This is a genomic window from Pseudomonas sp. GM80, from assembly GCF_000282515.1.
Classification (GTDB): domain Bacteria; phylum Pseudomonadota; class Gammaproteobacteria; order Pseudomonadales; family Pseudomonadaceae; genus Aquipseudomonas.
Window position 1 is genome coordinate 1 of sequence record NZ_AKJD01000012.1, and the last position, 22,392, is coordinate 22,392.

Annotated in this window: 21 protein-coding genes; 9 read left to right on the forward strand and 12 right to left on the reverse strand. The window is 59.8% G+C overall.

Going from position 1 to position 22,392, the window contains the following annotated elements:
* Positions 1-678: hypothetical protein (locus tag PMI37_RS01410; protein WP_045122917.1), on the forward strand; the 678-nt coding region annotated here is incomplete at its 5' end.
* Positions 679-861: 183 nt separating this feature from the next.
* Here the strand turns inward: PMI37_RS01410 and PMI37_RS01415 are convergent.
* Positions 862-1,278, reverse strand: a complete 417-nt coding sequence (locus PMI37_RS01415; protein ID WP_008077292.1) for a hypothetical protein — start codon at positions 1,276-1,278, stop codon at positions 862-864.
* Positions 1,279-1,628: 350 nt separating this feature from the next.
* Between PMI37_RS01415 and gabP the strand changes: the two genes are divergently transcribed.
* Entirely contained in the window at positions 1,629-3,029 is a 1,401-nt protein-coding gene (gabP, locus tag PMI37_RS01420) for a GABA permease (RefSeq protein ID WP_008077293.1), read from the forward strand.
* A 200-nt stretch (positions 3,030-3,229) separates the two neighbouring features.
* Here gabP and dapF read toward each other — a convergent pair whose 3' ends face one another.
* The 5 genes from dapF to PMI37_RS01445 all read right to left on the reverse strand — a co-directional run bounded on the left by dapF (position 3,230) and on the right by PMI37_RS01445 (position 6,984).
* A complete protein-coding gene (dapF, locus tag PMI37_RS01425; protein WP_008077294.1) occupies positions 3,230-4,027 on the reverse strand; it encodes a diaminopimelate epimerase in 798 nt (265 codons plus the stop codon).
* The gene (locus PMI37_RS01430; RefSeq protein ID WP_008077295.1) at positions 4,008-4,511 is read right to left on the reverse strand and encodes a GNAT family N-acetyltransferase; all 504 of its coding nucleotides are present in this window, start codon (positions 4,509-4,511) and stop codon (positions 4,008-4,010) included. The genes dapF and PMI37_RS01430 overlap by 20 nt, the downstream gene beginning before the upstream one ends.
* Positions 4,512-4,524: 13 nt before the next feature.
* Complete coding sequence (locus PMI37_RS01435) at positions 4,525-4,740, reverse strand: DUF4287 domain-containing protein (RefSeq protein ID WP_008077296.1); 216 nt, start codon at positions 4,738-4,740, stop codon at positions 4,525-4,527.
* 404 nt (positions 4,741-5,144) lie between these two features.
* Complete coding sequence (locus PMI37_RS01440) at positions 5,145-5,597, reverse strand: GNAT family N-acetyltransferase (protein ID WP_008077298.1); 453 nt, start codon at positions 5,595-5,597, stop codon at positions 5,145-5,147.
* A 124-nt stretch (positions 5,598-5,721) separates the two neighbouring features.
* Complete coding sequence (locus tag PMI37_RS01445) at positions 5,722-6,984, reverse strand: MFS transporter (RefSeq protein ID WP_045122918.1); 1,263 nt, start codon at positions 6,982-6,984, stop codon at positions 5,722-5,724.
* Positions 6,985-7,290: 306 nt separating this feature from the next.
* Between PMI37_RS01445 and PMI37_RS01450 the strand changes: the two genes are divergently transcribed.
* The gene (locus PMI37_RS01450) at positions 7,291-8,403 is read left to right on the forward strand and encodes an aromatic ring-hydroxylating dioxygenase subunit alpha (protein ID WP_008077300.1); all 1,113 of its coding nucleotides are present in this window, start codon (positions 7,291-7,293) and stop codon (positions 8,401-8,403) included.
* Positions 8,404-8,423: 20 nt separating this feature from the next.
* Here PMI37_RS01450 and arsH read toward each other — a convergent pair whose 3' ends face one another.
* The 4 genes from arsH to PMI37_RS01470 all read right to left on the reverse strand — a co-directional run bounded on the left by arsH (position 8,424) and on the right by PMI37_RS01470 (position 10,994).
* Positions 8,424-9,122, reverse strand: coding sequence for an arsenical resistance protein ArsH (gene arsH / locus PMI37_RS01455; RefSeq protein WP_008077301.1), 699 nt, complete (start codon positions 9,120-9,122; stop codon positions 8,424-8,426).
* 9 nt (positions 9,123-9,131) lie between these two features.
* A complete protein-coding gene (locus PMI37_RS01460) occupies positions 9,132-9,602 on the reverse strand; it encodes an arsenate reductase ArsC (protein ID WP_008077302.1) in 471 nt (156 codons plus the stop codon).
* A gap of 19 nt (positions 9,603-9,621) precedes the next feature.
* The gene (locus PMI37_RS01465) at positions 9,622-9,969 is read right to left on the reverse strand and encodes a metalloregulator ArsR/SmtB family transcription factor (RefSeq protein WP_045122919.1); all 348 of its coding nucleotides are present in this window, start codon (positions 9,967-9,969) and stop codon (positions 9,622-9,624) included.
* Positions 9,970-10,106: 137 nt separating this feature from the next.
* Positions 10,107-10,994, reverse strand: a complete 888-nt coding sequence (locus PMI37_RS01470) for a LysR family transcriptional regulator (protein ID WP_008077304.1) — start codon at positions 10,992-10,994, stop codon at positions 10,107-10,109.
* A gap of 133 nt (positions 10,995-11,127) precedes the next feature.
* Between PMI37_RS01470 and PMI37_RS01475 the strand changes: the two genes are divergently transcribed.
* From PMI37_RS01475 to PMI37_RS01490, 4 genes are all read left to right on the forward strand, one after another.
* The gene (locus tag PMI37_RS01475; protein ID WP_008077305.1) at positions 11,128-12,774 is read left to right on the forward strand and encodes a GMC family oxidoreductase; all 1,647 of its coding nucleotides are present in this window, start codon (positions 11,128-11,130) and stop codon (positions 12,772-12,774) included.
* A 161-nt stretch (positions 12,775-12,935) separates the two neighbouring features.
* On the forward strand, positions 12,936-14,558 hold the full coding sequence (locus tag PMI37_RS01480; protein ID WP_008077306.1) for an MFS transporter: 1,623 nt from the start codon (positions 12,936-12,938) through the stop codon (positions 14,556-14,558).
* A 289-nt stretch (positions 14,559-14,847) separates the two neighbouring features.
* Positions 14,848-17,073, forward strand: a complete 2,226-nt coding sequence (locus PMI37_RS01485) for a C1 family peptidase (protein ID WP_008077307.1) — start codon at positions 14,848-14,850, stop codon at positions 17,071-17,073.
* 16 nt (positions 17,074-17,089) lie between these two features.
* Positions 17,090-17,509, forward strand: a complete 420-nt coding sequence (locus tag PMI37_RS01490; protein ID WP_008077308.1) for a hypothetical protein — start codon at positions 17,090-17,092, stop codon at positions 17,507-17,509.
* A 21-nt stretch (positions 17,510-17,530) separates the two neighbouring features.
* Here the strand turns inward: PMI37_RS01490 and PMI37_RS01495 are convergent, their stop codons facing one another.
* Both PMI37_RS01495 and PMI37_RS01500 read right to left on the reverse strand, forming a co-directional pair.
* A complete protein-coding gene (locus PMI37_RS01495; protein ID WP_008077313.1) occupies positions 17,531-17,899 on the reverse strand; it encodes a DUF427 domain-containing protein in 369 nt (122 codons plus the stop codon).
* A 170-nt stretch (positions 17,900-18,069) separates the two neighbouring features.
* Positions 18,070-19,479, reverse strand: a complete 1,410-nt coding sequence (locus PMI37_RS01500; protein WP_008077314.1) for a serralysin family metalloprotease — start codon at positions 19,477-19,479, stop codon at positions 18,070-18,072.
* A gap of 279 nt (positions 19,480-19,758) precedes the next feature.
* Between PMI37_RS01500 and PMI37_RS01505 the strand changes: the two genes are divergently transcribed.
* Positions 19,759-21,690 (forward strand): DNA topoisomerase III, encoded by a 1,932-nt coding sequence (locus PMI37_RS01505; RefSeq protein WP_008077315.1) that lies wholly within the window; start codon positions 19,759-19,761, stop codon positions 21,688-21,690.
* A 176-nt stretch (positions 21,691-21,866) separates the two neighbouring features.
* Complete coding sequence (locus tag PMI37_RS01510; protein WP_008077316.1) at positions 21,867-22,370, forward strand: GNAT family N-acetyltransferase; 504 nt, start codon at positions 21,867-21,869, stop codon at positions 22,368-22,370.
* The last annotated feature ends 22 nt before the right edge of the window (positions 22,371-22,392 follow it).

The window sequence follows — 22,392 nt, forward strand, 5'->3', positions numbered from 1 at the left end:
GCTGGATTGGATTTTTTGGTGCTGCTGAAGGCGTTTTCGCGAGCAAGCTTTGCTCCTACGGAAGCAGGGGCGTTGGGGGTTTGGGGAATGGGGGGAGTCGGCTTAAAATGCGGCGCCCTGCACTTCTGCGGGTTTGCTATGAAAGCAGTGTTCGAACCTGCGCCAGGCAATCGGCACCTTTACATTGAACAAGGACAATGGCTCATGGGTTTGAGAACGGCAGCGCTGGTTTTGTTGCTTGCAACGTCAATGACCGCCTGCGGAGGGAGTCAGGACAAGGCCAGGGAATTGGTCGAAGTGAGTCAGCTCAAGGAGGTTTACGACGACCTCGTGCAAACGACGATGCAAAGCTACTCGCCGCGCTTCTTGGAAGTGATGGACGAAGACATCCGCACAGTCTTGGAAGACAAAGCCCCGTTCAAGGAGATGCAGGAGCTGTTTATCGACTCCTATGCGGCCAATTTGCAGGCGGATGAATTGGATGCGGCGATTCGTGCCCACTTCCATCCCGAACAAGCCAAGAGCATTTTTGCTGACACACCCGAAGGTCGCGGCTTCATGAGCAAAATGGGCGACGCTTATTCCAACGCGCAGGACACCTTCGAAAACAGGTTGAAGGAACGAGATCCGGAGATCGTTGAAGTGCTGGATGAGATGAATACGAGATTTAATCGCTAAGCGCTCAGGCCCGATGCAGTGCCTGTGACGACAGGCCCGGGTTGTCCGTTTTGGCGAAGTGCACACTTCGTGAAGGGCGGCCTGGGTTCAGCCGACGCCGCTTGGCTGATGGTTTGAAGCTGTCCGCCAACCTGCTCTAGCAAAATGGATCCGCCCTGCTTCCTTCGCTGTAGAACTTTGCGTTCAGTTGAATTTCCCGAGGTAGGTAAACGTTGCTGTGCTTTCTGGTGAGCGCACTGGCGACTCAAGCTGAGTTGACGCCGAGCGTCTATCCCCCCACATAGCATTCATCCCCACCAGAATGAGGTGGGTAAATGCTGTCGCTGTAGCTGCCACACTTTCTCTCTCGGACGGGCTCTGGATCTGCGCGATGAGATCTTCCGGATTATTGGCAAGCTCCACGAAATCCGAGTCCATGTGGAACCCTAGCTCCTCTGATAACCGCCACGTCGGATTGCGCTCTTCCCATGCTGAGTACACGCTGTCGGATGCCGTTTCGAGAGGCTGCGGCTCCCACTGTTCGAAAACAAATTGCTGTGCCTCGGCCTCACTGGCGAATGTCGCCCCGAAGAGATGGAAGGGCCAGTAATCCTCTTGCATGGCAAGGTCTCAACGCTTGAAAAGTGGTCGGGATAATAGACCAAAAGTGTTGAGAACGCCGGTTGTAGCGAATACGCAGCTCCCAGTGACTGACGGGTTTCCAACAAGACCGGGAGGTGTCCGTGTGTCGATATGAGACACGATGGTGACGTGATCAGGCATCTGAATCAGCAGAAAAGCCGGGTAAGGTGACGCGTCTTTTCATAAAAATAGCCGTATCGAGATGATCGGTTTGATAAGAACTGCAGCGTTTGAAGGGGGCTGTTTCCAAGCCATTCAGCAGGCAACAGCAATGCTTGGTTGCCCCTTTCAACCCGCTTAAATGTCGATCAGCAGAGAATAAAAAACCGATGATTAGCCCGAACTCCAAGGATTCGAGTAGCCAATTGGCGCAGGGCTTCAAGCCTCGTCACGTCACCATGCTGTCAATCGCCGGCATCATCGGTGCCGGTTTGTTCGTAGGCTCAGGACACGCCATCGCTGCGGCCGGCCCCGCCGTGCTGCTGGCGTATCTTTTCTCAGGGTTGCTCGTCGTTCTGGTCATGCGCATGCTCGGCGAAATGGCGGTGGCCAATCCCGACACCGGCTCGTTTTCCACCTATGCCGATCAGGCCATCGGGCGCTGGGCCGGTTTTACCATCGGCTGGCTTTACTGGTGGTTCTGGGTGCTGGTGATTCCGATTGAAGCGCTGGCGGCCGGCCATGTGCTGCACCAATGGTTTCCGCAGATCGATGCCTGGCTGTTCGCCTTGGTGTCGATCATTGCGTTGGTGGTGACCAACCTGTTCAGCGTGTCGAAATATGGTGAGTTCGAGTTCTGGTTTGCGATGGCCAAGGTCGTGGCGATCATTGGTTTTATCGGCGTCGGTTTTGCTGTGTTGATGGGCTGGGTGCCCGACCGGGAGGTCAGCGGGTTGAGCGGTTTGATGGCTGAACACGGTGGCTTTGCCCCTAATGGGCTGTCGGCGGTCGTCGGTGCTTTCATCACCATCATGTTCAGTTTCATCGGTACGGAAGCTGTGACCATCGCCGCCGCCGAATCGAATGACCCGGCGCGCAACATTGCCAAGGCGACGCGCTCGGTGATCTGGCGCATCGGCGTGTTTTACCTGCTGTCGATTTTCGTGGTGATTTCCGTGGTGCCCTGGAACGACCCGTTGCTGGCCTCGGTCGGTTCGTATCAGCGGGCGCTGGAAATCATGAACATTCCCCACGCCAAGTTCATGGTCGATGTGGTCGTGCTGATTGCCGTGGCCAGTTGCATGAACTCCTCGATCTACATTGCCTCGCGCATGTTGTACTCGCTGGGCCGTCGTGGCGATGCGCCGAAGGCGCTGAAAGCGACCTCTTCGGAAGGCGTGCCACGCGCAGCCGTTATCGCCAGCACCGTGCTCGGCGCGGCGATTACCGTGTGGAGTTACATCATGCCCGCCGGGCTGTTTGAATTCCTGCTCGCCAGTTCCGGGGCGATTGCGTTGCTGGTGTACCTGGCGATTGCGGTGTCGCAGTTGCGTATGCGCAAGCTGTTGCGTCAGCGCAACGTCGAGCTGACCTTTCGCATGTGGCTGTTTCCCTGGCTGACCTGGCTGGTGATTGTGTTCATCTGCGCGGCGCTGGCGGTGATGATGCTCACGCCGCAACACCGCACCGAAGTCACTACAACCATCGGCCTGGCGCTGGTGATTTCCTTCCTCGGGCTGGTGACGTCGCGTGACCCAACGCAGGCTGCGCGGGTGACGTCTGTTGGGTAAAACCGACGTCTGAGCTGTAGGAAATCACATCCAAATCTATCCCCGCTGTTGCTCGGCATAATTCGGCAGCTCGATGGCATCCGCTGTCGGCAAAAGAACGCCCACGTGGGGCTGAGCGCCGTGCTCAGACCGTTGAGCATGGGCCGCTCCTGCGGGGGAATCAGGGGGTTTTTCTGCAGAGAGCGGGCCGACCGGAATGCTTAAGGGATTGTGCCGGAGAAGATCGGTTCGACCGGGCCGCTCAGGGTGACGCTGTCGGTGCCGTTCCAGTGGACGGTGACGGGGCCGCCGTCGCATTCGACGATGACGGTTGGGTCGAGCAGGCCTCGGCGGATGCCGTTTACTGCGGCGCCGCAAGCACAGGAGCCGGAGCCGAGCGGGATTGCGCCGTTGCGTTCCCAGATGCGCAGGCGGATGTGGCTGCGGTCGAGGATCTGGACGAAGTGCACGTTGGTTTTGTGCGGGAACAGCGGATGCGTTTCGAGGGTTGGGCCGACGGCGGCGAGGTCGAGGATGCTGAGGTCTTCGACGAAATAGGTGCAATGCGGGTTGCCCATGCTGCACGCGGCGGGGTCGCCGGGCAGCGGCAGCAAAAGCGTGTCGTGTGCCTCGGCCAGCGGAATGTCGGCCCAGTCGAGCAGCGGTTGGCCCATGTCGACCGAGATCAGTCCACTGGGCGTGCGTTCACAGTGGAGCACACCGCGTTGGGTGCGCAGGGTGATCGATTTTCGGCTGGCTTCGCGCATCAGTCGGTCGGCGGCGCCCCGGGTGGCGCTGCCGCACACATCGAGCGCCGAGCCGTCGGCGTTCCAGAACTGCAACTGTGCATCGGCATCCGCGCAATCGAGCACTACGGCGAGTTGGTTGAAACCGATGCCTCGGTGGCGATCACCCAACTGTCGGGCCAGTTGGCTGGTGATCGGATTGGTGGTGTTTCGCGCATCGACCACGACGAAGTCATCGCCGTTGGCGTGCATTTTATGGAAGCTGAGCGGCATCGATGGCGCCTCGACTGCGGGTCATGTGAATGAGCGCCGAGCGCCCGCCGTGCGGTGCCGGTCGCTCTTCAATGGCGAACGGCACGAAGCCGAGTTTGGGGTAGAGCAACAGGCCGGCGGTGTTTTCGTTGAAGCAGGACAACTGCACTTCGCGGGCCTGGTACTTTTCGAAGGCCAGTGCCGTCATCGTTTCGATGATGTATCGGGCCACGCCTTGGCCTCGCGCATAGGGTGCGACGATGACGTTGCCGATGCAACAGATAGCGTTGTGTTCAGCACGGTAGAAGTTGGCGAAACCGACGAACTCGCCGTTGGCCAGGAACACCGTGGAGTCGAGGCGCTGGCTGATCGCGGTGTGCATCTGCTCCGCCGTCAGCGGGTATTGCGCCTTCGGGAACATGAAGTACAACTCTTGAACACCCTGCGGAAAACCGCAGACGGTTTGGACATCGTCGGCCGTCACTGGCCGGTGGCTGAAGTTCATGGCTACCCTGCCCTCACTGTTTGCTGTTGGCCAGATGGTACGCGACCAGCGCGTTGGCGTGGCCATGGCCCATGCCGTGCTCAGTCTTGAGCCAGGCAACCCGTTCCATGTGTTTTTTGTCGTGGAGGCTGGCGAGCAGGTTCAGCCAATGTTCGATGGGTTGGCCGTACTTTTTTTCGATGGCGGGAAAGTAGGATGCCGGGCCTTTGACTTTGCTGTCTTCGCTCATGCTGCAAGCTCCCTGTGGTCGCGACGGAGAGTCGGCTGACGCTCCTTGTCGGCATGCCATAGAGTGGACGCGCGTCGTGGTCCCGGCAAGTGGCTTCAGTGCTTCAGTTCAAACCGACTTTGACGGATCGCTCGGACGACCATGAATCATGGCCTGCCGGCAATATCGGGTTCACTCCGGGTGTCGTTGTCGCGCTGGATCAACCCAAGGGCATTCACCCTGAACAGCACAAAGCCCCGGCGCAACGATCTCTACCTTGATCTTGTCCGGATCTTCACAGTAAAGGCCGTAGTGTTGCGGGCCACAGCAACGGTCGCCAGAAGCGCAGCGATGCTTCCAGGGATGAAACATTGATCTCGACGTGATGAAGCATGCCGCTGATTGGCATGCTACTGCGGGTATGGCTATTGCTCATCGGCAGCATTTCCATGAGCTCCGTCGAGCGTTTTCAACAACGTATGCCGACTCCATGGCCCGCAGTACTGCGGCACATGCGCTATCACTTGATATCCACACCGCGAGTACCACTCGGCGACGTCGTCATCGAGGGTTTCGATCAAGGCGTCCACGCATCCCCGTTCAACGGCTAGCGCCTCAAGTCTGTGCAACGCTTCAGCCCCCAGCCCCATGCCGCGCCGTTGCGCATCGACCCACAGGTAATTGACAATCAAGCGTCTGAACTCGGTTCTGCCGGTTGCACCGCCGACGAGTTGCCCATTCTCCATGACCAGACAGGCGATGGGCTGAGCCCGCCCGCCGCGTGCCTCAGATAAAGCGCGGCCATGCTCTATGACGCCGTCACAGATCGCCTGCAAGTTATCCTTGTGGATGTCGCCGCCCGTAACCCACTCCCTCATTGCATCTCTCCATTCTTGAAAGGCCTTGCAGCTGTTTCAAGCAAAAGCAGCGCCAACCCGCGATGCGCAGCCTAGAGGCTCAGTCAAGAATGGCCGTTCGTTCGGGATCACGACAGGCTGATGCTCATGGGCAAGATGAACTTCGAAGAGCGCCTTGCGGCGTATCTGCTTGCGCACTTGAACACTGCAACGTCTCGGGAACGGCCACCCAAAGCAGAATCAACGCAGCGGCGGCGACCACGGCCAGTGTCAAAAACGCCGCACTGTAGCCAGCGGCCTGCACCACGAATCCCGCGAGGCCGTTACTCAATGCAGCGCCCAGACCGAACGCAGTCGAGAGTGCGCCCAGGCTGACGTTGAAATGCCCGGTGCCCAACGTGAGGTCTTTCACCACCACTGGGAACAGCGCGCCGAAAATCCCCGCGCCCACACCGTCGAGCAACTGCACCGCGACCAGCCAATAAGGGTCGTCGGACCACACATACAGTACGCCACGCAACGGCAAAATCAGGAAGCCTGCGAGCAGCAACGGCTTGCGCCCCCAGACATCGGCCTTGGCCCCGCACAGCAAGGCGACGGGCACCATGACCAATTGCGCCGCGACGATGCAGGCGGAGGTCAGCGGCGTGGCCATCTGCAGATTGGCCTGCGCCAGTTTCTGGCTCACCAGCGGCAGCATCGCCGCGTTCGCCAAGTGGAACAACGCGCAGCACACGGCAAACATCAGCAGCGGTTTGTTCTTGAGCAGTACCGACAAACCAGAGGGTTGTGTGCCATGCCCGGCACCGCTGGGGTTCAGGCCTCGGGCCAGATCATGGTCGATGGCCTCTGGCGAAACAAAGGACACGGCGATGACGCTGGCAATCGCCATGGCCGCCATCAGATAAAACACCGCTACCGGGCCGAACAGGTAAGCAAACAGCCCGGCCAACAGCGCCGCACAGGCATTGCCGGCATGGTTGAACGTTTCGTTGCGCCCGGTGCGTCGCGTGAACGCGCGCGGCCCGGTAATGCCTAAGGTGATCGCCGAAATCGCCGGCGCAAAAATCGATGCGGCGACAGCGCTGAGGGCTTGAGTCAGCGCCACCAGAGTGAACGAGGTGACGAAAGGCAACACTAGACAACTGCCCGTCACCAGCAACGCCGCAATGACAATGATCGCTCGTTTGCGACGCGTACTATCGACCAATGCGCCTGCTGGCGTTTGCGTGATGAGCGCGGCGATGCCGGCAATGGTCATGACCAGGCCGATGCTGGCCGGGTCCCATTGATGAACCGCCAGCAGGTAAATCGCCAGATAGGGCCCGAGCCCGTCGCGCACATCGGCGAGGAAGAAATTCAGGCTGTCCAGTGACAGGTTGTTGCGACGATCGAGATGAGTGGCCACGGGCAGCGTCTTCGATATTCGAGGTCGTGCGAATTGAATCGACCTCCGCTGATTGAGTGACCTGTGGCTCGACCAGTTAGTTGCATGGGCCAACTGTTCTCGCCTGCGATTAAAACCAGAGCTGAAACCCCCTCCGTGTAGGTCTTCGCCCGGCACCTCGTCCAGCAGGCCGAAGCGACGCATGGCGATTTTCTGCAAAACCATGATCGAATCTGAGCGCATGCAGTTCATTCGGTGAACTGCCAGCCCGGATCTATGCTCAAAGCGTCCAGAGCCCCGTCCCTACCCTTTCGGTCACCCCAACCCATGCTCAAAAACCTTTGGTACGTCATCCTTCCCTCATCGCAGTTGAGCCAAGAGATCGCGCCGATACGCCTGCTCGGCCAGTCGTTTGTCGCCTTTCGCGACAGCCACGGCAAGGCACGTCTGCTGTCCGATATTTGCGTCCACCGTGGGGGTTCGCTATCGGCCGGGGCCAAGGTCGGCGACAGCGTGCAGTGCCCCTACCACGGCTGGCGCTTCGACGGTGACGGCCGGTGCGTGCAGATTCCCGCTCAGCCCACTCTGCGGATCCCGGAGAAGGCGCGGGTTGATGCGTACCCGACAGAGGAACGCTACGGCTGGATCTGGGCCTTTCTAGGCGATTTGCCAGAGGCTGAACGCCCGCCGCTTCCTGCCCTGGATTGGCTCGATGATGCCAACGTTCGCGTAGTCAGTGGGCACTTTGACTGGGAAGCCAGTTGGGATCGGGTCATCGAGAACGGACTGGATTTTGCACACGCGCCTTTCGTGCATGGTTCGACCTTCGGCGACCCGGCTCATCCGGAAATCGAAGCGTTCGACGTCGACAGCGATGCGTGGCAGGGTCAGGCTCGAATGTTGATGAAGCGACCCAAACGCACCGGGCTGTTCAGGCGCAAATCAGCCACCGAGCAGGTCAGCGTGACAACCGTGCCCGGGTTTCATTTGTCAGGCCCGTGTACCACGCTGCAATTGCAATTACCCAATGGCTGGCGGATCTACATTGTTGCTGCCCATGTGCCAGTGGACGCCAACCGCACGCGCACGTGGTGGATGATGGGCCGCACGTTTCTACGCTCGCGCTTGCTCGACGGACGCTTCGTCGCCAGCAATCTGAAGATTTTCCGACAGGATCACGCAGTACTGCGCAACGTGCGCCCGGAGCGCGTACCGGACTCCTGGCAGCAAGAAGTTTCGTTGAAGTCCGATGCGCTGCAGATCGCCTTGCGCAAACGCCTTCGCGAACTGGAGCGCCTGGGCTGGCAGATCGATGAAGCACGGCTCGCCCGCGACTTTACCGGGCGCAAGGCCTGCGCCATTCCGTGCCCCGAACGACGCAACAGCCGTGCCTGGGCGATCGAACCGATTCCGCTGATCGACGTAACCGCCAGCAGTTGAATCAGGGCTTTTTCTCGCATTCAGATCGAGCGCTGATTGACCCTTGCCATCAACTGCTCAGCAGTTTCCTTGCGTTCGGAGTAGCGGTCGACCAGATGCGTCTGCTGATCGCGCAGCAACACGGTAAACTTCACCAGTTCCTCCATCACGTCAACCACGCGGTCGTAGAACGGCGACGGTTTCATCCGCCCCGCCTCGTCGAATTCCATGTAGGCCTTGGGCACCGAAGATTGGTTGGGGATGGTGAACATGCGCATCCAGCGGCCCAACACGCGCAACTGGTTGACCACGTTGAACGACTGCGAGCCGCCGCAGACCTGCATCACCGCCAGAGTTTTGCCCTGGGTCGGACGCACAGCGCCGAGCTCCAGCGGGACCCAGTCGATCTGCGCCTTGAACACAGCAGACATCGCGCCGTGACGTTCGGGTGAACACCACACTTGCCCTTCCGACCACAGCACCAGATCGCGCAGTTCCTGCACTTTGGGATGGTCGACCGGGGCGTCGTCGGGCAGCGGCAAACCGGACGGGTTGAAGACGCGCGTTTCGGCGCCGAAGTGTTCCAGCAACCGAGCGGCCTCCTCCACCAGTAAACGGCTGAAGGAGCGCTCACGGGTCGAACCGTACAGCAACAGAATGCGCGGTTTGTGTTCGCCGGGCTTCGCCGGTTTGGCGTTATTGAACAAGCTGGCATCGAGGTTTGGCAGGTGGGCTGACATGAGTGTTCCTTAAAGCGCGCCGATGCGGTCGAGCGCGGTTTTCAATTCATCGCGGCTGAGGGTTTCAAAGGGCAGATCGAGGAAGGCCTGGCAGCGCTGGCCGATACGCATCAATGTCGCGTGGAAAGCGCCATTCACCGTGGCCTCGTCACCTGATACTTCGGAAGGATCTTCCAATCCCCAATGGGCCTTGAGCGCCGGGCCGAAATACACCGGACAGGTCTCGCCGGCGGCTTTGTCGCACACGGTGATGACGATGTCTGGCGGGTTGCCTTCGAAAGCGTCGTTGCCTTTGCTGTGCAAGCCATTGATGGCAATGCCGGCGTGTTGCAGGGTCAACAGACTGCGCGGCAGCACCTGGCCTTTGGGAAAACTGCCGGCACTCACCGCTTCAAATCCGCGCGGTGCCAAGTGATTGAACATGGCTTCCGAGAGGATGCTGCGGCAGCTGTTGGCCGTGCACATGAACAGGATTCGCATGAGGTGCTCCAGTGAAGTGTCAGCAGCAGGCGGCTTCGCGAACCGGGCGGCCATCCATGTTTTGCAGGCGAGACGCGTTGTCCTTGAGCCAGTCAGTGTTGGCCCCGGACGTCACCTGGAGAATTTCGCGAACCCAATCGGGCAACTGCGGATTAAGGCGGTAGTAGACCCATTGCCCCTGACGGCGATCGAGCAGCAGGCCGTTGCTGCGCAGTTGCGCGAGGTGACGGCTGATCTTTGGCTGACTGTCGTCAAGCGCACACATCAGCTCGCAGACACAGAGTTCACCTTGATCGGCAATCAGCAGGATGGCGCGCACGCGGGTTTCGTCGGCGAGGCTCTTGAAGACTTCGGTGGGGGTGAGCATGGAACGGCACCAATACATACGGAAACTCGAATATACGGATATCCATATATAAATCAACCCGGATCAAAAGATCGCAGCCTTCGGCAGCTCCTACACAGCCCCCTGTAGGAGCTGCCGAAGGCTGCGATCCTTTGACCTTAAAGGTTAAGCAACAACCCCTGCTCCGCCTCACACAACCCCACCACATAATCCCAGACCACCCGCAGCCGCACCGATTTATGCAACTCGCGCCGCGTGCTGATCCAGTAACTGCGCTCGATACTTTCATCCGGCAACAACGGCACCAGATCCGGATCGGACTCGGCCATGTAGCACGGCAACACCGCAATGCCCAAACCCGACCGCGCGGCTTCCTGTTGGGCGATGACGCTGGTGCTGTGAAACACCACCCGCGGGCTGCGACAGAAGCTGTTGAGGAACATCAGTTCCTGGCTGAACAGCAAATCGTCGACATAGCCGATCCACGCATGCCGGCCCAAATCTTCACGGCTTTGCAGCGGCGGCGCTTTGTCGAGGTAGCGTTGACTGGCATAGAGCGCGAGGCGGTAATCGGTGAGTTTGCGCGTCACCAGCATGTCCGCCGCCGGGCGCTCCAGATGAATGCTGATTTCCGCCTCACGGTTGAGGATGCTGACAAAGCGCGGCACCGCCACCAGTTCCACTTCCAGACCCGGATAACGCTCAAACAGACCAATCATGCGACTGGCCAGAAACTTGATCCCCAGCCCTTCGGTAACCCCCACGCGAATCTTGCCCAGCGGCGCGGTCGATTGGGTGATTTCTTCCTGCGCCAGCAACGCCACGTTCTCCATCGCTTCCGCATGTTTGAGCAGCGCCTCCCCCGCCGGAGTCATTTCATAGCCTTGCGCATGCTGGACGAACAGCGCAGTGCCGAGGCTCTTTTCGATGGCCTCGATGTGTCGGGCGACGGTGGCGTGGGTGGTGTTGAGACGGCGGGCAGCGGTGAGCAGGCGCCCACTGCGTTGCAGTTCGAGAAAAAACCGCAGGTCGTTCCAGTCGAACATGCTATGTCCTTGTCGGCTAAGGTCTATGCAGGCTGTTTAAAAACGCACAGCGGCTGCGCAAAAACTAGCATTCTTTTGACGAAAGCTAACAACTAGAGTGTCCGACAATAAAAACAAAAAGCGAGGTCAGGGAATGCAGACTTCCCTCGATGAATACGACTACATCGTGGTCGGCGCCGGCCCTGCCGGGTGCCTGCTGGCCAATCGACTGTCGGCGGATCCGCAGCAGCGCGTGCTGTTGCTCGAAGCCGGCGGGCGCGACAACTATGCGTGGATTCACATTCCTGTCGGTTACCTGTTCTGCATCGGTAACCCGCGCACCGACTGGTGCTTCAAGACCGAAGAACAAGCGGGCCTCAACGGCCGTGCGCTGAGTTATCCGCGCGGCAAAGTGCTCGGCGGGTGTTCTTCCATCAACGGCATGATCTACATGCGCGGCCAGGCCAACGACTATGATGGCTGGGCGGCCGAGGGCAATCCGGGCTGGGCCTGGAATGACGTGCTGCCGCTGTTCAAACAGAGCGAAAACCACTTTGCCGGCGCGGCTGAATTCCACGGCGCCAAGGGTGAATGGCGCGTCGAACAACAGCGGCTTTCGTGGCCGATTCTGGATGCGTTTCGCAGCGCCGCCGAGCAAAGCGGCATCGCCAGCATCGAAGACTTCAATCAGGGCGACAACGAGGGTTGCGGCTACTTTCAGGTCAATCAGAAGGCCGGCGTGCGCTGGAACGCGGCGAAGGCTTTTCTCAAACCTGTGCGTGAGCGGATGAACCTGACGGTGCTGACCGGGGTTGAAGTGGATCGGGTTGTGCTGGAGGACGGGCGCGCATCGAAAGTCGTTGCCCGTCACGAAGGCCAGCTCAAACAGTTCAAGGCGCGCAAAGAGATCATCTTGTGCGCCGGATCGGTCGGCTCGCCGAGCATTTTACAGCGCTCCGGGATTGGTCCGCGGCCGTTGCTGGAACGCCTCGGTATCGGCGTGATCCACGAATTGCCGGGCGTCGGCGGCAACCTGCAGGATCACCTGCAACTGCGCCTGATCTACAAACTGGAAAACGCGCGCACGCTGAACCAGATCGCCGGCAGCGTCTGGGGCAAGATGGGCATGGGCCTGCGTTATCTGTATGACCGCAGCGGGCCGCTGTCGATGGCGCCGAGTCAGTTGGGCGCGTTTGCGCGTTCGGGGCCGGAGCAGACTTCGGCGAATCTGGAATATCACGTGCAGCCGTTGTCGCTGGAACGCTTTGGCGAACCGTTGCACAGCTTTCCGGCGTTCACTGCGTCGGTGTGTGATCTGCGTCCGCAGAGCCGTGGCCGCATCGAAATCCGTTCGGCCGACCCACAGCATGCGCCGCTGATTCAACCCAACTACCTCAGCCATCCGGAAGATTTGCGCGTGGCAGCGGATGCGATTCGCCTGACCCGGCGCATCGTCAGCGCCCCTGCCCTGCAAGCGTTCAAACCGGTCGAGTACCTGCCCGGCGCCAGCCTGCAAAGCGAAGCAGAGTTGCAGCAAGCGGCAGCGACAATCGGCACGACGATTTTCCACCCGGTCGGCACCTGCCGCATGGGCAATGACGGTGACGCAGTGGTCGATGCACAGTTGCGTGTGCACGGCGTCCCCGGTTTGCGCATCGCCGATGCCTCGATCATGCCGCGCATCACCTCGGGCAACACCTGTTCGCCTACGCTGATGATTGCCGAAAAAGCGGCCCAACTGATCCTCAACCCCACCACCAGGAGCAGCACCCCAAAACCCGAACTGGCCCAAACCCTGTAGGAGCTGCCGAAGGCTGCGATCTTTTGACTTTGAATTTTTGAAATCAAAACCAAGATCAAAAGATCGCAGCCTGCGGCAGCTCCTACAGGGGATATGCGTTTGATTCATGGACATCGAGCATCAGTGGAACAACAAAAACAATCACTGTGAGGGATACCGATATGTCAGAACACGCTCAGCCGCTGGACGCTGCGAGCAGCGCCAGTACCAGCAATGCCACGCAGAAAGTCATCTTCGCTTCATCACTGGGGACGGTGTTCGAGTGGTATGACTTTTTCCTCTATGGCGCCCTCGCGGCGGTGATCAGCAAGCAGTTTTTCGCCGGGGTCAACGACACCACGGCGTTCATCTTTGCGCTGATGGCCTTCGCCGCAGGCTTTATCGTGCGGCCGTTCGGGGCGCTGGTGTTTGGTCGGTTGGGGGACATGATCGGGCGCAAATACACCTTCCTCGCGACGATCATTTTGATGGGCATCGCGACGTTCTGCGTCGGCCTGCTGCCGACCTACGCCAGCATCGGCATCGCCGCACCGATCATCCTCGTGGTGCTGCGCATGCTTCAGGGCCTGGCGCTCGGCGGTGAATACGGCGGCGCGGCGACCTACGTGGCGGAGCACGCGCCAATCGGCAAGCGCGGCTTTCACACCAGCTGGATTCAGTCCACCGCGACCCTCGGCCTGCTGCTCTCGCTGCTGGTGGTGCTCGGTTGCCGCTACTTCACCGGTGACCAGTTTGAAGTGTGGGGCTGGCGCATTCCGTTCCTGCTGTCGATCGTGCTGCTGGGCATTTCCACCTGGATTCGCCTGAGCCTGCACGAGTCGCCGGCGTACCTGAAAATGAAGGAAGAAGGCAAAACCTCGAAGGCGCCAATCCGCGAATCGTTCGGCAAATGGGAAAACCTCAAGGTCGTGCTGATCGCCCTGTTCAGCATCAACGCCGGGCAAGCGGTGACTTTCTACGCGGCGCAGTTCTACGTGCTGTTCTTCCTCACCCAGTTCCTGAAAATGGACCCGGCGGTGGCCAACACCTTGCTGATCATCAGCGTGGTGATCGGTGCGCCGTTCTTCATCATTTTCGGCTGGCTGTCGGACAAGGTCGGGCGCAAACCGGTGCTGATGCTCGGCCTATTGCTAGCGACAGCGCTGTACTTCCCGATTTTCAAATCGCTGGCGCACTATGCGAACCCGGCAATCGATCAGGCCAGCCGTCAGGCGCCGATCACCGTGTTGGCGGATCCGGCCACCTGTACCTTTCAGTTCGACCCGGTGGGCAAGGCCAAATTCGACAGTCCGTGCGACAAGGTCAAGACCTTCCTGGTCAAGCAAGGCCTGCCTTACTCCAGCGCCGCTGCGCCTGCTGGCAGCGCCGTGCAAGTGAGTGTCGGCGACGTCAAACTCGACGGCTACGACGAAGCCGCCCTGCGCGGTGCGATTACCCTCGCCGGCTACCCGCAACAGGCGGATACGCAGCAGATCAACAAGCCGATGATTGTCGCGCTGATCGTCGCGCTGATCATTATTTCGGCCATGTGCTACGGGCCTCTGGCAGCGCTGATGGTGGAGCTGTTTCCGACGCGGATTCGCTACACCTCGATGTCGCTGCCGTACCACATCGGCAACGGCTGGTTTGGCGGTTTCCTGCCGACGGTGTCGTTTGCCTTGGTGGTGTACACCGGGGACATCTTCTATGGGCTGTGGTACCCGGTGCTGATTACCGGGGTGAGCCTGGTCGTCGGAATGATCTGCCTGCGCGAAACCAAAAACATCGACCTCGACAAAAACTGAGCCTACCCGAAAAAAACTGCCTGATTACCCCCCCGTGGCGAGGGGATTTATCCCCGATGGGCTGCGCAGCAGCCCCCAACCCTGCAACCTTGGCGAGTCAGACACACCAAGGTTGCAGCCATCAGGGCCGCTGCGCAGCCCAACGGGGATAAATCCCCTCGCCACAGATCCCTCATCCCGCCCGCCCCGCCAAATCTCGTCTACGATCATTCACACACTTGAAACCCCGCGACGCAGAAAAGCGTTCGTGGCGTGGGGCAACTGAACCTCTCGGACTGAGGATTCTCCCATGCCTGCGTCGCAGTTCTCCCTCGCTCAAACCACCATCACCCTGGATGCTCGCCCGGACCGTCTGGACCTGCGCGACCGGGTATTCACCCCCCGCGTGCAGTCGCTTCCAGCGTCGTTCCCCTCCGATCAGGACATCACCGGTAAATGGGCGGATTACCTGGGCCGGGGCATGGTGCAGTTTCAAGGCAGTGAAGGCGCCTGCACCGGTTTCGGGCTCTCGGCGGTGGTGAACTATCTGTTGTGGCGCCGGGATGCCGAATCGGTGCAAACCAGCCCGCGCCAGCTCTACCATCTGGCCAAGCTGTACGACGAATGGCCCGGCGAGGATTACACAGGTTCCAGTTGCCGGGGCGCGTTAAAGGGCTGGCACAAGCACGGCGTCTGCGAGAGAAGCCTGTGGCCCTACACCGTCGCCGCCGACGGCTCGGTGCCGGACTTTGAGGAGCCCGCGGCGCAATGGGCCGAAGACGCTATCACTCGCCCCTTGGGCGTTTACTACCGTGTTGAAAAAGACGACATCACCGCAATGATGGCGGCGCTCTGTGAAACCGGCGCGCTGTACGTTTCAGCCAATGTCCATCAGGGCTGGAATCTAAAGACCAAAGGCAAACCCGGTGCCCGAGCATTCCAGAGCACCGCGCAATTGCCGGTGATCAAGTTGCATCAAAAGGCCGAAGGGGGGCATGCGTTCGCCCTGCTCGGTTATACCCACGAAGGCTTTATCGTGCAGAACTCCTGGTCCACCGACTGGGGCTACTCAGGATTCGCGATCCTGACCTACGAAGACTGGCTGGCCAATGGCACCGACGCCTGGACCGTGGGGCTCGGCGTGCCGATCAAACATGGCACCGTTTCGCGCAATACTCGGCCGTCGAAAGGAGCAGATGGGGCGCCGTCTGCGTTTCGCGATGCGTTGCTGACGTCCAGCGCCAAACGCGAAGGCTTTTCGCTGTTTTCCGCCGACTCGCCCACCCCCGATCGCAAGGGCCCATTGCCGCTGAAACCGGATGACGCCTACGGATTGACCGTGGTTTTTGAAAACGACGGCAGCATCGGTCCTCGTCTCGTCGCGGTAAAAGATGTGCGCGCAAGTGTGGCGCGCATCGTGTTTGAGGCCCCTCAGGCCTGGTACCACAACCTTCCAGCCGGGAAAAAGCCCAAAGTACTGCGGATCGCGGTGTTCTCCCACGGAGGGCTTAATTCCGAAAAAGCGTCGATCAAGCGCATTTGTGCAATGGCGCCGTACTTTCTTGAAAACGGTGTGTATCCGTTATTCATCACTTGGCGCACGGGGGTCGTGGAAACTTTCATCGACATCGTCAAAGATAAATATGCCGTTCAATCACTGGACGCCGGCAGCTTCCTCGACACGTTAAAAGGGCTCAAGGACAAAGCCACCGAGGCGTGGGACCGTGGGGTGGAGGTGATTACCCAGCAGCCCGGTGGCGCGCAGTGGCGACAAATGAAACAGAACGCACTGGCAGCCTCGATTCCGGGGTACACACCGCGCGGTCTGCTGGAGATCACCGACAACCTGGAAAAACTGGTGGGCGCCATGGGCACCGCCAATGTAGAACTGCACCTGATCGGCCACTCGGCAGGTTCGCTGATGAATGGTCACCTGATTCAACTGCTCTGGAATAGAGGCCTGCCGATTGCCACTTCAACACTGCTGGCGCCGGCGTGTACCCTCGATTTCACCAACCAGACCTACCGCCAGGTCATAGAAAAGGGCGGACTGAAACGCGACGACTTTCATCTGCACATCATGTCCGACAACCGCGAACAGAGTGACAACGTCGCCGGTGTCTACCGAAAATCGTTGCTTTACCTGGTCTCCCGCGCCTACGAAGAGCTGCATAAAATGCCGCTACTGGGCATGGCCAAAAGCCTGGACGGCATTTATCAGGACTTCAGCAACCCCAAGCTCAGCGAATGGAGCGTGGCCGCGCAGAACATGACCGTCGAGTGGAACAACTTCTACTGGGACAAAAAAATCCCCAGCGGTTTCGCCTCGACCGGCAAAAGCCTGACGCACCCGCGCGCAGCCACACTGCACATCTACAACGATGCGCAAATGACCTATGGGCCGGGCGTCAGCCGTGATACTTCACATGGCGGATTCGACAATGACTTGAAAGCGATGACGCTGACTCTCAAGACGATTCTCAGGTTGGGCCCCAACGCCGATCTGGATCAGCGCCTCATCGATTTGAATTACTGAGTCACGGAGATTGCTCATGCCACTTTCAGTCGTCGCTCCGGCGGGCGCGCAAACATTGCTGTGCAGCGTAGAGATCCAGGCCGACGCCCCTTGGTGCCCGACTGCAGTCATGCTCACGGCCGGGCAACGCTACTTTTTTCGTGCCAGTGGCCATTGGCGCGACTGGAACGAACTCCATGACGTCAATGGCGCAGCGGTACCAAAACTTGCGCCGTTCAAACGCCTCATCCGCTGCAAGGCCGCCGATGCCGAGTGGTTCACACTGATCGGTGCAATCGACAAAGACCGCCAGAGCTACTTCGCCATTGGCGACGGCTCGCGCTGGCCGGCAGGTTGGGTGGCGCCGGCCAGCGGGCAGCTCAGGTGTTTTGCCAATGATGTGCGGCTGCTGTATTGCAACAATCATGGGGCTATCACGCTGCAGGTCTGGAGCTGACTCCGTTTCGCGTGCTATGGCCTATGACTCAGCTTTTATGACCTCGAATTTCACTTGGTCCGGGTAAAACGCCACGTAGTTCTGTATGTCTTTGACCGACACTTTCGGATTTTCGTAAGTCCACACCGCGTTCGCCCCTTCGTGCCCCGGCACTTGCAGGCTGAAGTAGTTGGCGTCGCCCTTGTATGGGCAGTAACTGGTGTGGTCGGTGCGGGCGAAGTACTTCTCGTCGATGTCTTCGCGGGGGACGTAATAGACCGGCGGGTAGTTGGCTTCGTTGAGGATCAGCGCATGGGAGGAGGCAGCGACCTGAATGCCGTGAAACTTCACCAGCAGGCAGCCGGAGAGTTGTTCGAGGTTGATGACGGGGCTGGGGCCGGAGCTTTTCATGGGGTTCTCCTGGAGACGGCGAAGAGACCGGTTCAGGTATAACTCATGGTTGCCAATCGCGCCGGATTCGCAGCCGAACGGCTATCAAGCAATACGCTGCACAACATTAGCTGTGTGGTGAGGGGATTGATTCCCTCACCACAGCTACAACCGATGCCCGGTGCGTCAGATCAGGCGACGATATCGCTCGCCAACGCCTGCCCCACGACACCCACGGCAAAATCAATCGCACCCTGCCCCGTAAGGTCAACCAGCAACGTGGTCTGATCGCTTTGTCCGTAGTACGTCAGGATCGCATCGCCGGCATGCCCGGTGAAGTGGCTGACAAAATTCAACGACGCCGCGCCCGACGCGAACCCGGCAATGCCCGACAGGTCGATCTTGTCCAGACCACTTTTGAAATCCATGATCCAGTCAGGCTGGTTATTGGTCGAATCGCTGGCCGCGCCGAACACGAACGTATCGGCACCCTCGCCGCCCCACAATGTGTCACCGCCACCGCCGCCGTAGAGAATGTCGTTGCCGGCACCGCCGAACAGGACATTGACCGCCGCGTTGCCGATCAGCAAGTCATTACCCGCGCCGCCAATGGCGTTTTCCACGGTCACGCCATGCGCGATCGAAACGTTGCCGACCATGCCGCCGACATCGGAAAACGAACCTTCGTTGAGGTTGATCTTCTGATTCTGGTTGAAGCCGGAGAAGTTCAGCGTGTCATTGCCACCGCCGTCCCACACCGAAAACACCACTTTCGACGATGCCGAAGTCGCGCTGTAGAAATCACGCTCGGCGTTGGAGCTGAAGCCGTAGGTGGTGTCACCGGCGCGGGTTTCATAATTGGCGCCATACAGCTTTTGCACCGCCACAATGTCGTCCAGCAAAGGCGCCGAAGCATAGGCACCGCTGCCGTCCTTGCTGAAATCCTGGCCGGTGTTGGTTTCACTCCAGTAGCTCATCAGGCTGTAGCCACGGGTGTCTTCGGCGTATTTGGCGTCGCCGTAGGTCGGGTTACCGTTGCCGGCGTTGTAGGCGCCCGGGTGTGACAGGCCGAGGGTGTGCCCGATTTCGTGGGTCAGGGTCTGGCGCCCGTAGTTGTTGGTGTCCGGGGTCTTGTTGACCTGATATTGATTGTTGATCAGGTACCACGACTGGCCGTCGTAACTGCCGCCGCTCGGCAGGTAGGCAAACGCGGCGCCGCCGGTACTGACGTCGTAGTTGCCGAAGGTCATGTGACCGTCACCGCCCTTGCCTTCGCTGAACGTGACGTTGGCGACGTCGGCCCAGGACTGCATGGCCAGCAACGCTTGCGCCTTTTGCTGAGCGCTGAATTCGCTGAAGTTGCCCAGTTTGGCGTTGTAGTTCGCCGGTTTTTCGCTGAGGAAGTTGTAGCTGAGGTCGATTTTGCCGTCGGCGTTTTTATCGCCCCACGACAGGCCCTTGCGCAGGATTTCGTCAGCGGCCTGGTCGGCGGTGAACGACGGTTTGCCGTTGACCAACGCGTCACCACCACGGTCGTAGAGGTGGCTGAAGGTGTCGACGGCGCTGAACGCCGTGCTGGCGCTGGAGGATGCTTGAGGCATGGTGTACGTCCTTGTTTCAAAGTAGTCAGTGTCCGACAGACTACGGCGATCTCCTGGCGAGACCGTCCTGTCGCGCGCGTTGTTGAGACGCTGGGAACCTGACACACGCCCACACCACGGCGCTAATCAATTTCTCGATAGTGCCGTATGCCGTCCCGGGATTGCCCGTCACTTGCGGCAATGCTTTTTATCTGTATATCCATACAGATAAAAGTTGCCCCTGACGCCAAGTCCGGCCATTCTGTGCACCTGTTCCGACCTTGATCGACGATGGTGGTTATGCGGCTGTATCTCTGTGAAAAACCTTCCCAGGCCAAAGACATTGCGGCCGTGCTCGGTGCCAAGCGCCGGGGCGATGGCTGCTGGCTGGGAACGGACGTCACGGTGACCTGGTGCATCGGCCACTTGCTCGAAACCGCGCCGCCGGATGCCTACGATGCCCGCTACAAGCGCTGGGTTTTGGCAGATCTGCCGATCATTCCGGACAAATGGAAAATGACCGTCAAGCCGCGCACGGCCAGCCAGTACAAAGCGGTGAAACGCCTGCTCGGCGAGGCCAGCGAACTGATCATCGCCACCGACGCCGACCGTGAGGGCGAAATGATTGCCCGGGAACTGGTCGAGCACTGCCGTTATCGCGGGCCGATCCGCCGTCTGTGGCTGTCGGCGCTGGACGAAGCCTCAATTCGCAAGGCATTGGCCGCCCTGAAACCGGGGGCAGAGACCTTCAGCCTGTATCACTCGGCGCTCGGTCGCTCGCGGGCAGACTGGCTGATCGGGATGAACATGAGTCGCCTGTTCACCCTGCTCGGCCGGCAATCCGGCTATCAGGGCGTGCTGCCCGTGGGCCGAGTACAGACGCCGACCCTGCGGCTGGTGGTGGATCGTGATCGCAGCATCGCCGACTTCGTGCCGGTGGCGTATTGGGCAATCGATGTACAACTGCTGCACAGCGGCACAGCGTTCATGGCGCAGTGGCGGGCGCCGTCGGATGCCTGTGACGATCAGGATCGCTGTCTGAATCAGGCACTGGCGCAACAAGCCGCAGCAGCGATCGGCAGCGCTGCCAGCGCACGGGTCATCAAGCTGAAAACCGAACGCTTGCGCGAAGTCGCGCCGCTGCCCTTCGATCTCGGCACGTTGCAGGAAGTCTGTTCGAAGAAGCTCGGCCTCGGTGCGCAGGAAACCCTCGACATCGCCCAGGCGCTCTATGAAACCTACAAAGTCGTCACCTACCCGCGCAGCGATTGCGGTTATCTGCCGCTGAGCCAGCACAGCGAGGCGCCGGCGATACTCGCGGCGTTGCGCCAGGCCGATCCGAGCCTGGAAGCGTTGAACGGTTTTCTTGAACCGCAGCGCAAGTCTCGCGCCTGGAACGATGCCAAGGTCAGCGCTCACCACGGCATCATCCCTACCGCTGCGGCGAAAAACCTTGAGCGCCTGAGCGGCAAGCACCGCGCGGTCTACACGCTGATCCGCGCGCGCTATCTGGCGCAGTTCCTGCCCAATCATGAATACGATCGCACCCAGGCCGACTTCGATTGCAATGGTGAAGCGTTGCGCGCTGTCGGCAAACAAATCATCGAGCCCGGCTGGAAACGCGCCCTGCCCGAAGCGCTGGCGCCGGCCAAGGGCCGCGAAGCCCCAGCACCGCAAACCCTGCCGGCACTCAGCCAGGGCGTCGAATGCGCCATCGCCGACGTAAGACTCAAGGATCTGTGGACGCAACCGCCCAAACCCTACACCGAGGGTGATCTGATCAAGGCGATGAAAAACGTCGCCAAACTGGTGGAAGACCCGCTGCTGAAACAGAAGCTCAAGGACACCACCGGGATCGGCACCGAGGCCACCCGCGCCTCGATCATTCAGGGTTTGCTGGATCGCGGCTATCTGCTGAAAAACGGCAAGGCACTCGCCGCTACACCGGCCGCGTTCAGTCTGATCGACGCCGTGCCCCGCGCGATTGCCGACCCCGGCACCACGGCGATCTGGGAACAGGCGCTGGACATGGTGCAAAGTGGCGAAATGAGCCTGGAAGAATTCGTCACCAAACAGGCCGCATGGATGAGCAAGCAAGTGACCCGCTGCTCCGCCCTGAGCCTGACCATCAGCGGCCCGCCCCCTGCCGGCAAAGCGGCGACCCCGTGGAAGAAAAAACGCAAATCAACCCGTAGCCCAACCAAGCGCACGGCCAAAACCAGCACCAAATAACATCCCACTGTGGTGAGGGGATTTATCCCCGATGGACTGCGCAGCAGTCCCCTGCTTTTTTAAAGTCAAAAGAGGGGCTGCTTCGCAACCCATCGGGGATAAATCCCCTCCCCACAAGTTTTGAGTTCAATCCAGACTACTGTGTCAGTAGTCATATCGCCGGGAGTGAACGCCCCATGCCAACCATTGAACTGCACCCCGCCCAGCGCGACGAACTCGATACCCTCGAAAACCTCATGCAGTTCTACATGTACGATTTCAGCGAGTGGCTACCACTGAAACTCGCCGACCATGGTTTCTTTTCCATCCAGCCGAAGCTCGACTACTGGCGCCACCCAGGCACGCAACCCTTTCTGATCCGCGTCGATGACGAACTCGCCGGGTTCGTGACCGTCGACACCGAAACGCAGATGGCCGGCGCCGAGCACAACATCGGCTACTTCTTCCTCACGCGGCGTTTTCGTGGCCAAGGTGTCGCCCAGTTTGTCGTCTCCACCCTCTTGAGCCGCCTCCCCGGTCAATGGCAAATTTTCCATATCGACGCCAACCTGCCGGCCCGGCGCTTCTGGACCGGGCTGATCCCGGCATTGAGCGGCGGCGAATTCACCCGGCAGCAGCGTGAAGTGGACGGTTATCCGTGCACCTTCTACGGCTTGCGTACGCCTTTTTCCGTTGCCTGAACGGATCCTTTCTCATTCCAAA

Excerpts from the sequence above, each read along its gene's own strand:
- PMI37_RS01415 (WP_008077292.1), bottom strand. The coding sequence starts at position 1,278 with ATGCAAGAGGATTACTGGCCCTTCCATCTCTTCGGGGCGACATTCGCC.
- gabP (WP_008077293.1), top strand. The coding sequence starts at position 1,629 with ATGATTAGCCCGAACTCCAAGGATTCGAGTAGCCAATTGGCGCAGGGC.
- dapF (WP_008077294.1), bottom strand. The coding sequence starts at position 4,027 with ATGCCGCTCAGCTTCCATAAAATGCACGCCAACGGCGATGACTTCGTC.
- PMI37_RS01430 (WP_008077295.1), bottom strand. The coding sequence starts at position 4,511 with ATGAACTTCAGCCACCGGCCAGTGACGGCCGACGATGTCCAAACCGTC.
- PMI37_RS01435 (WP_008077296.1), bottom strand. The coding sequence starts at position 4,740 with ATGAGCGAAGACAGCAAAGTCAAAGGCCCGGCATCCTACTTTCCCGCC.
- PMI37_RS01440 (WP_008077298.1), bottom strand. The coding sequence starts at position 5,597 with ATGAGGGAGTGGGTTACGGGCGGCGACATCCACAAGGATAACTTGCAG.
- PMI37_RS01450 (WP_008077300.1), top strand. The coding sequence starts at position 7,291 with ATGCTCAAAAACCTTTGGTACGTCATCCTTCCCTCATCGCAGTTGAGC.
- arsH (WP_008077301.1), bottom strand. The coding sequence starts at position 9,122 with ATGTCAGCCCACCTGCCAAACCTCGATGCCAGCTTGTTCAATAACGCC.
- PMI37_RS01460 (WP_008077302.1), bottom strand. The coding sequence starts at position 9,602 with ATGCGAATCCTGTTCATGTGCACGGCCAACAGCTGCCGCAGCATCCTC.
- PMI37_RS01465 (WP_045122919.1), bottom strand. The coding sequence starts at position 9,969 with ATGCTCACCCCCACCGAAGTCTTCAAGAGCCTCGCCGACGAAACCCGC.
- PMI37_RS01470 (WP_008077304.1), bottom strand. The coding sequence starts at position 10,994 with ATGTTCGACTGGAACGACCTGCGGTTTTTTCTCGAACTGCAACGCAGT.
- PMI37_RS01475 (WP_008077305.1), top strand. The coding sequence starts at position 11,128 with ATGCAGACTTCCCTCGATGAATACGACTACATCGTGGTCGGCGCCGGC.
- PMI37_RS01480 (WP_008077306.1), top strand. The coding sequence starts at position 12,936 with ATGTCAGAACACGCTCAGCCGCTGGACGCTGCGAGCAGCGCCAGTACC.
- PMI37_RS01485 (WP_008077307.1), top strand. The coding sequence starts at position 14,848 with ATGCCTGCGTCGCAGTTCTCCCTCGCTCAAACCACCATCACCCTGGAT.
- PMI37_RS01490 (WP_008077308.1), top strand. The coding sequence starts at position 17,090 with ATGCCACTTTCAGTCGTCGCTCCGGCGGGCGCGCAAACATTGCTGTGC.
- PMI37_RS01495 (WP_008077313.1), bottom strand. The coding sequence starts at position 17,899 with ATGAAAAGCTCCGGCCCCAGCCCCGTCATCAACCTCGAACAACTCTCC.
- PMI37_RS01500 (WP_008077314.1), bottom strand. The coding sequence starts at position 19,479 with ATGCCTCAAGCATCCTCCAGCGCCAGCACGGCGTTCAGCGCCGTCGAC.
- PMI37_RS01505 (WP_008077315.1), top strand. The coding sequence starts at position 19,759 with ATGCGGCTGTATCTCTGTGAAAAACCTTCCCAGGCCAAAGACATTGCG.
- PMI37_RS01510 (WP_008077316.1), top strand. The coding sequence starts at position 21,867 with ATGCCAACCATTGAACTGCACCCCGCCCAGCGCGACGAACTCGATACC.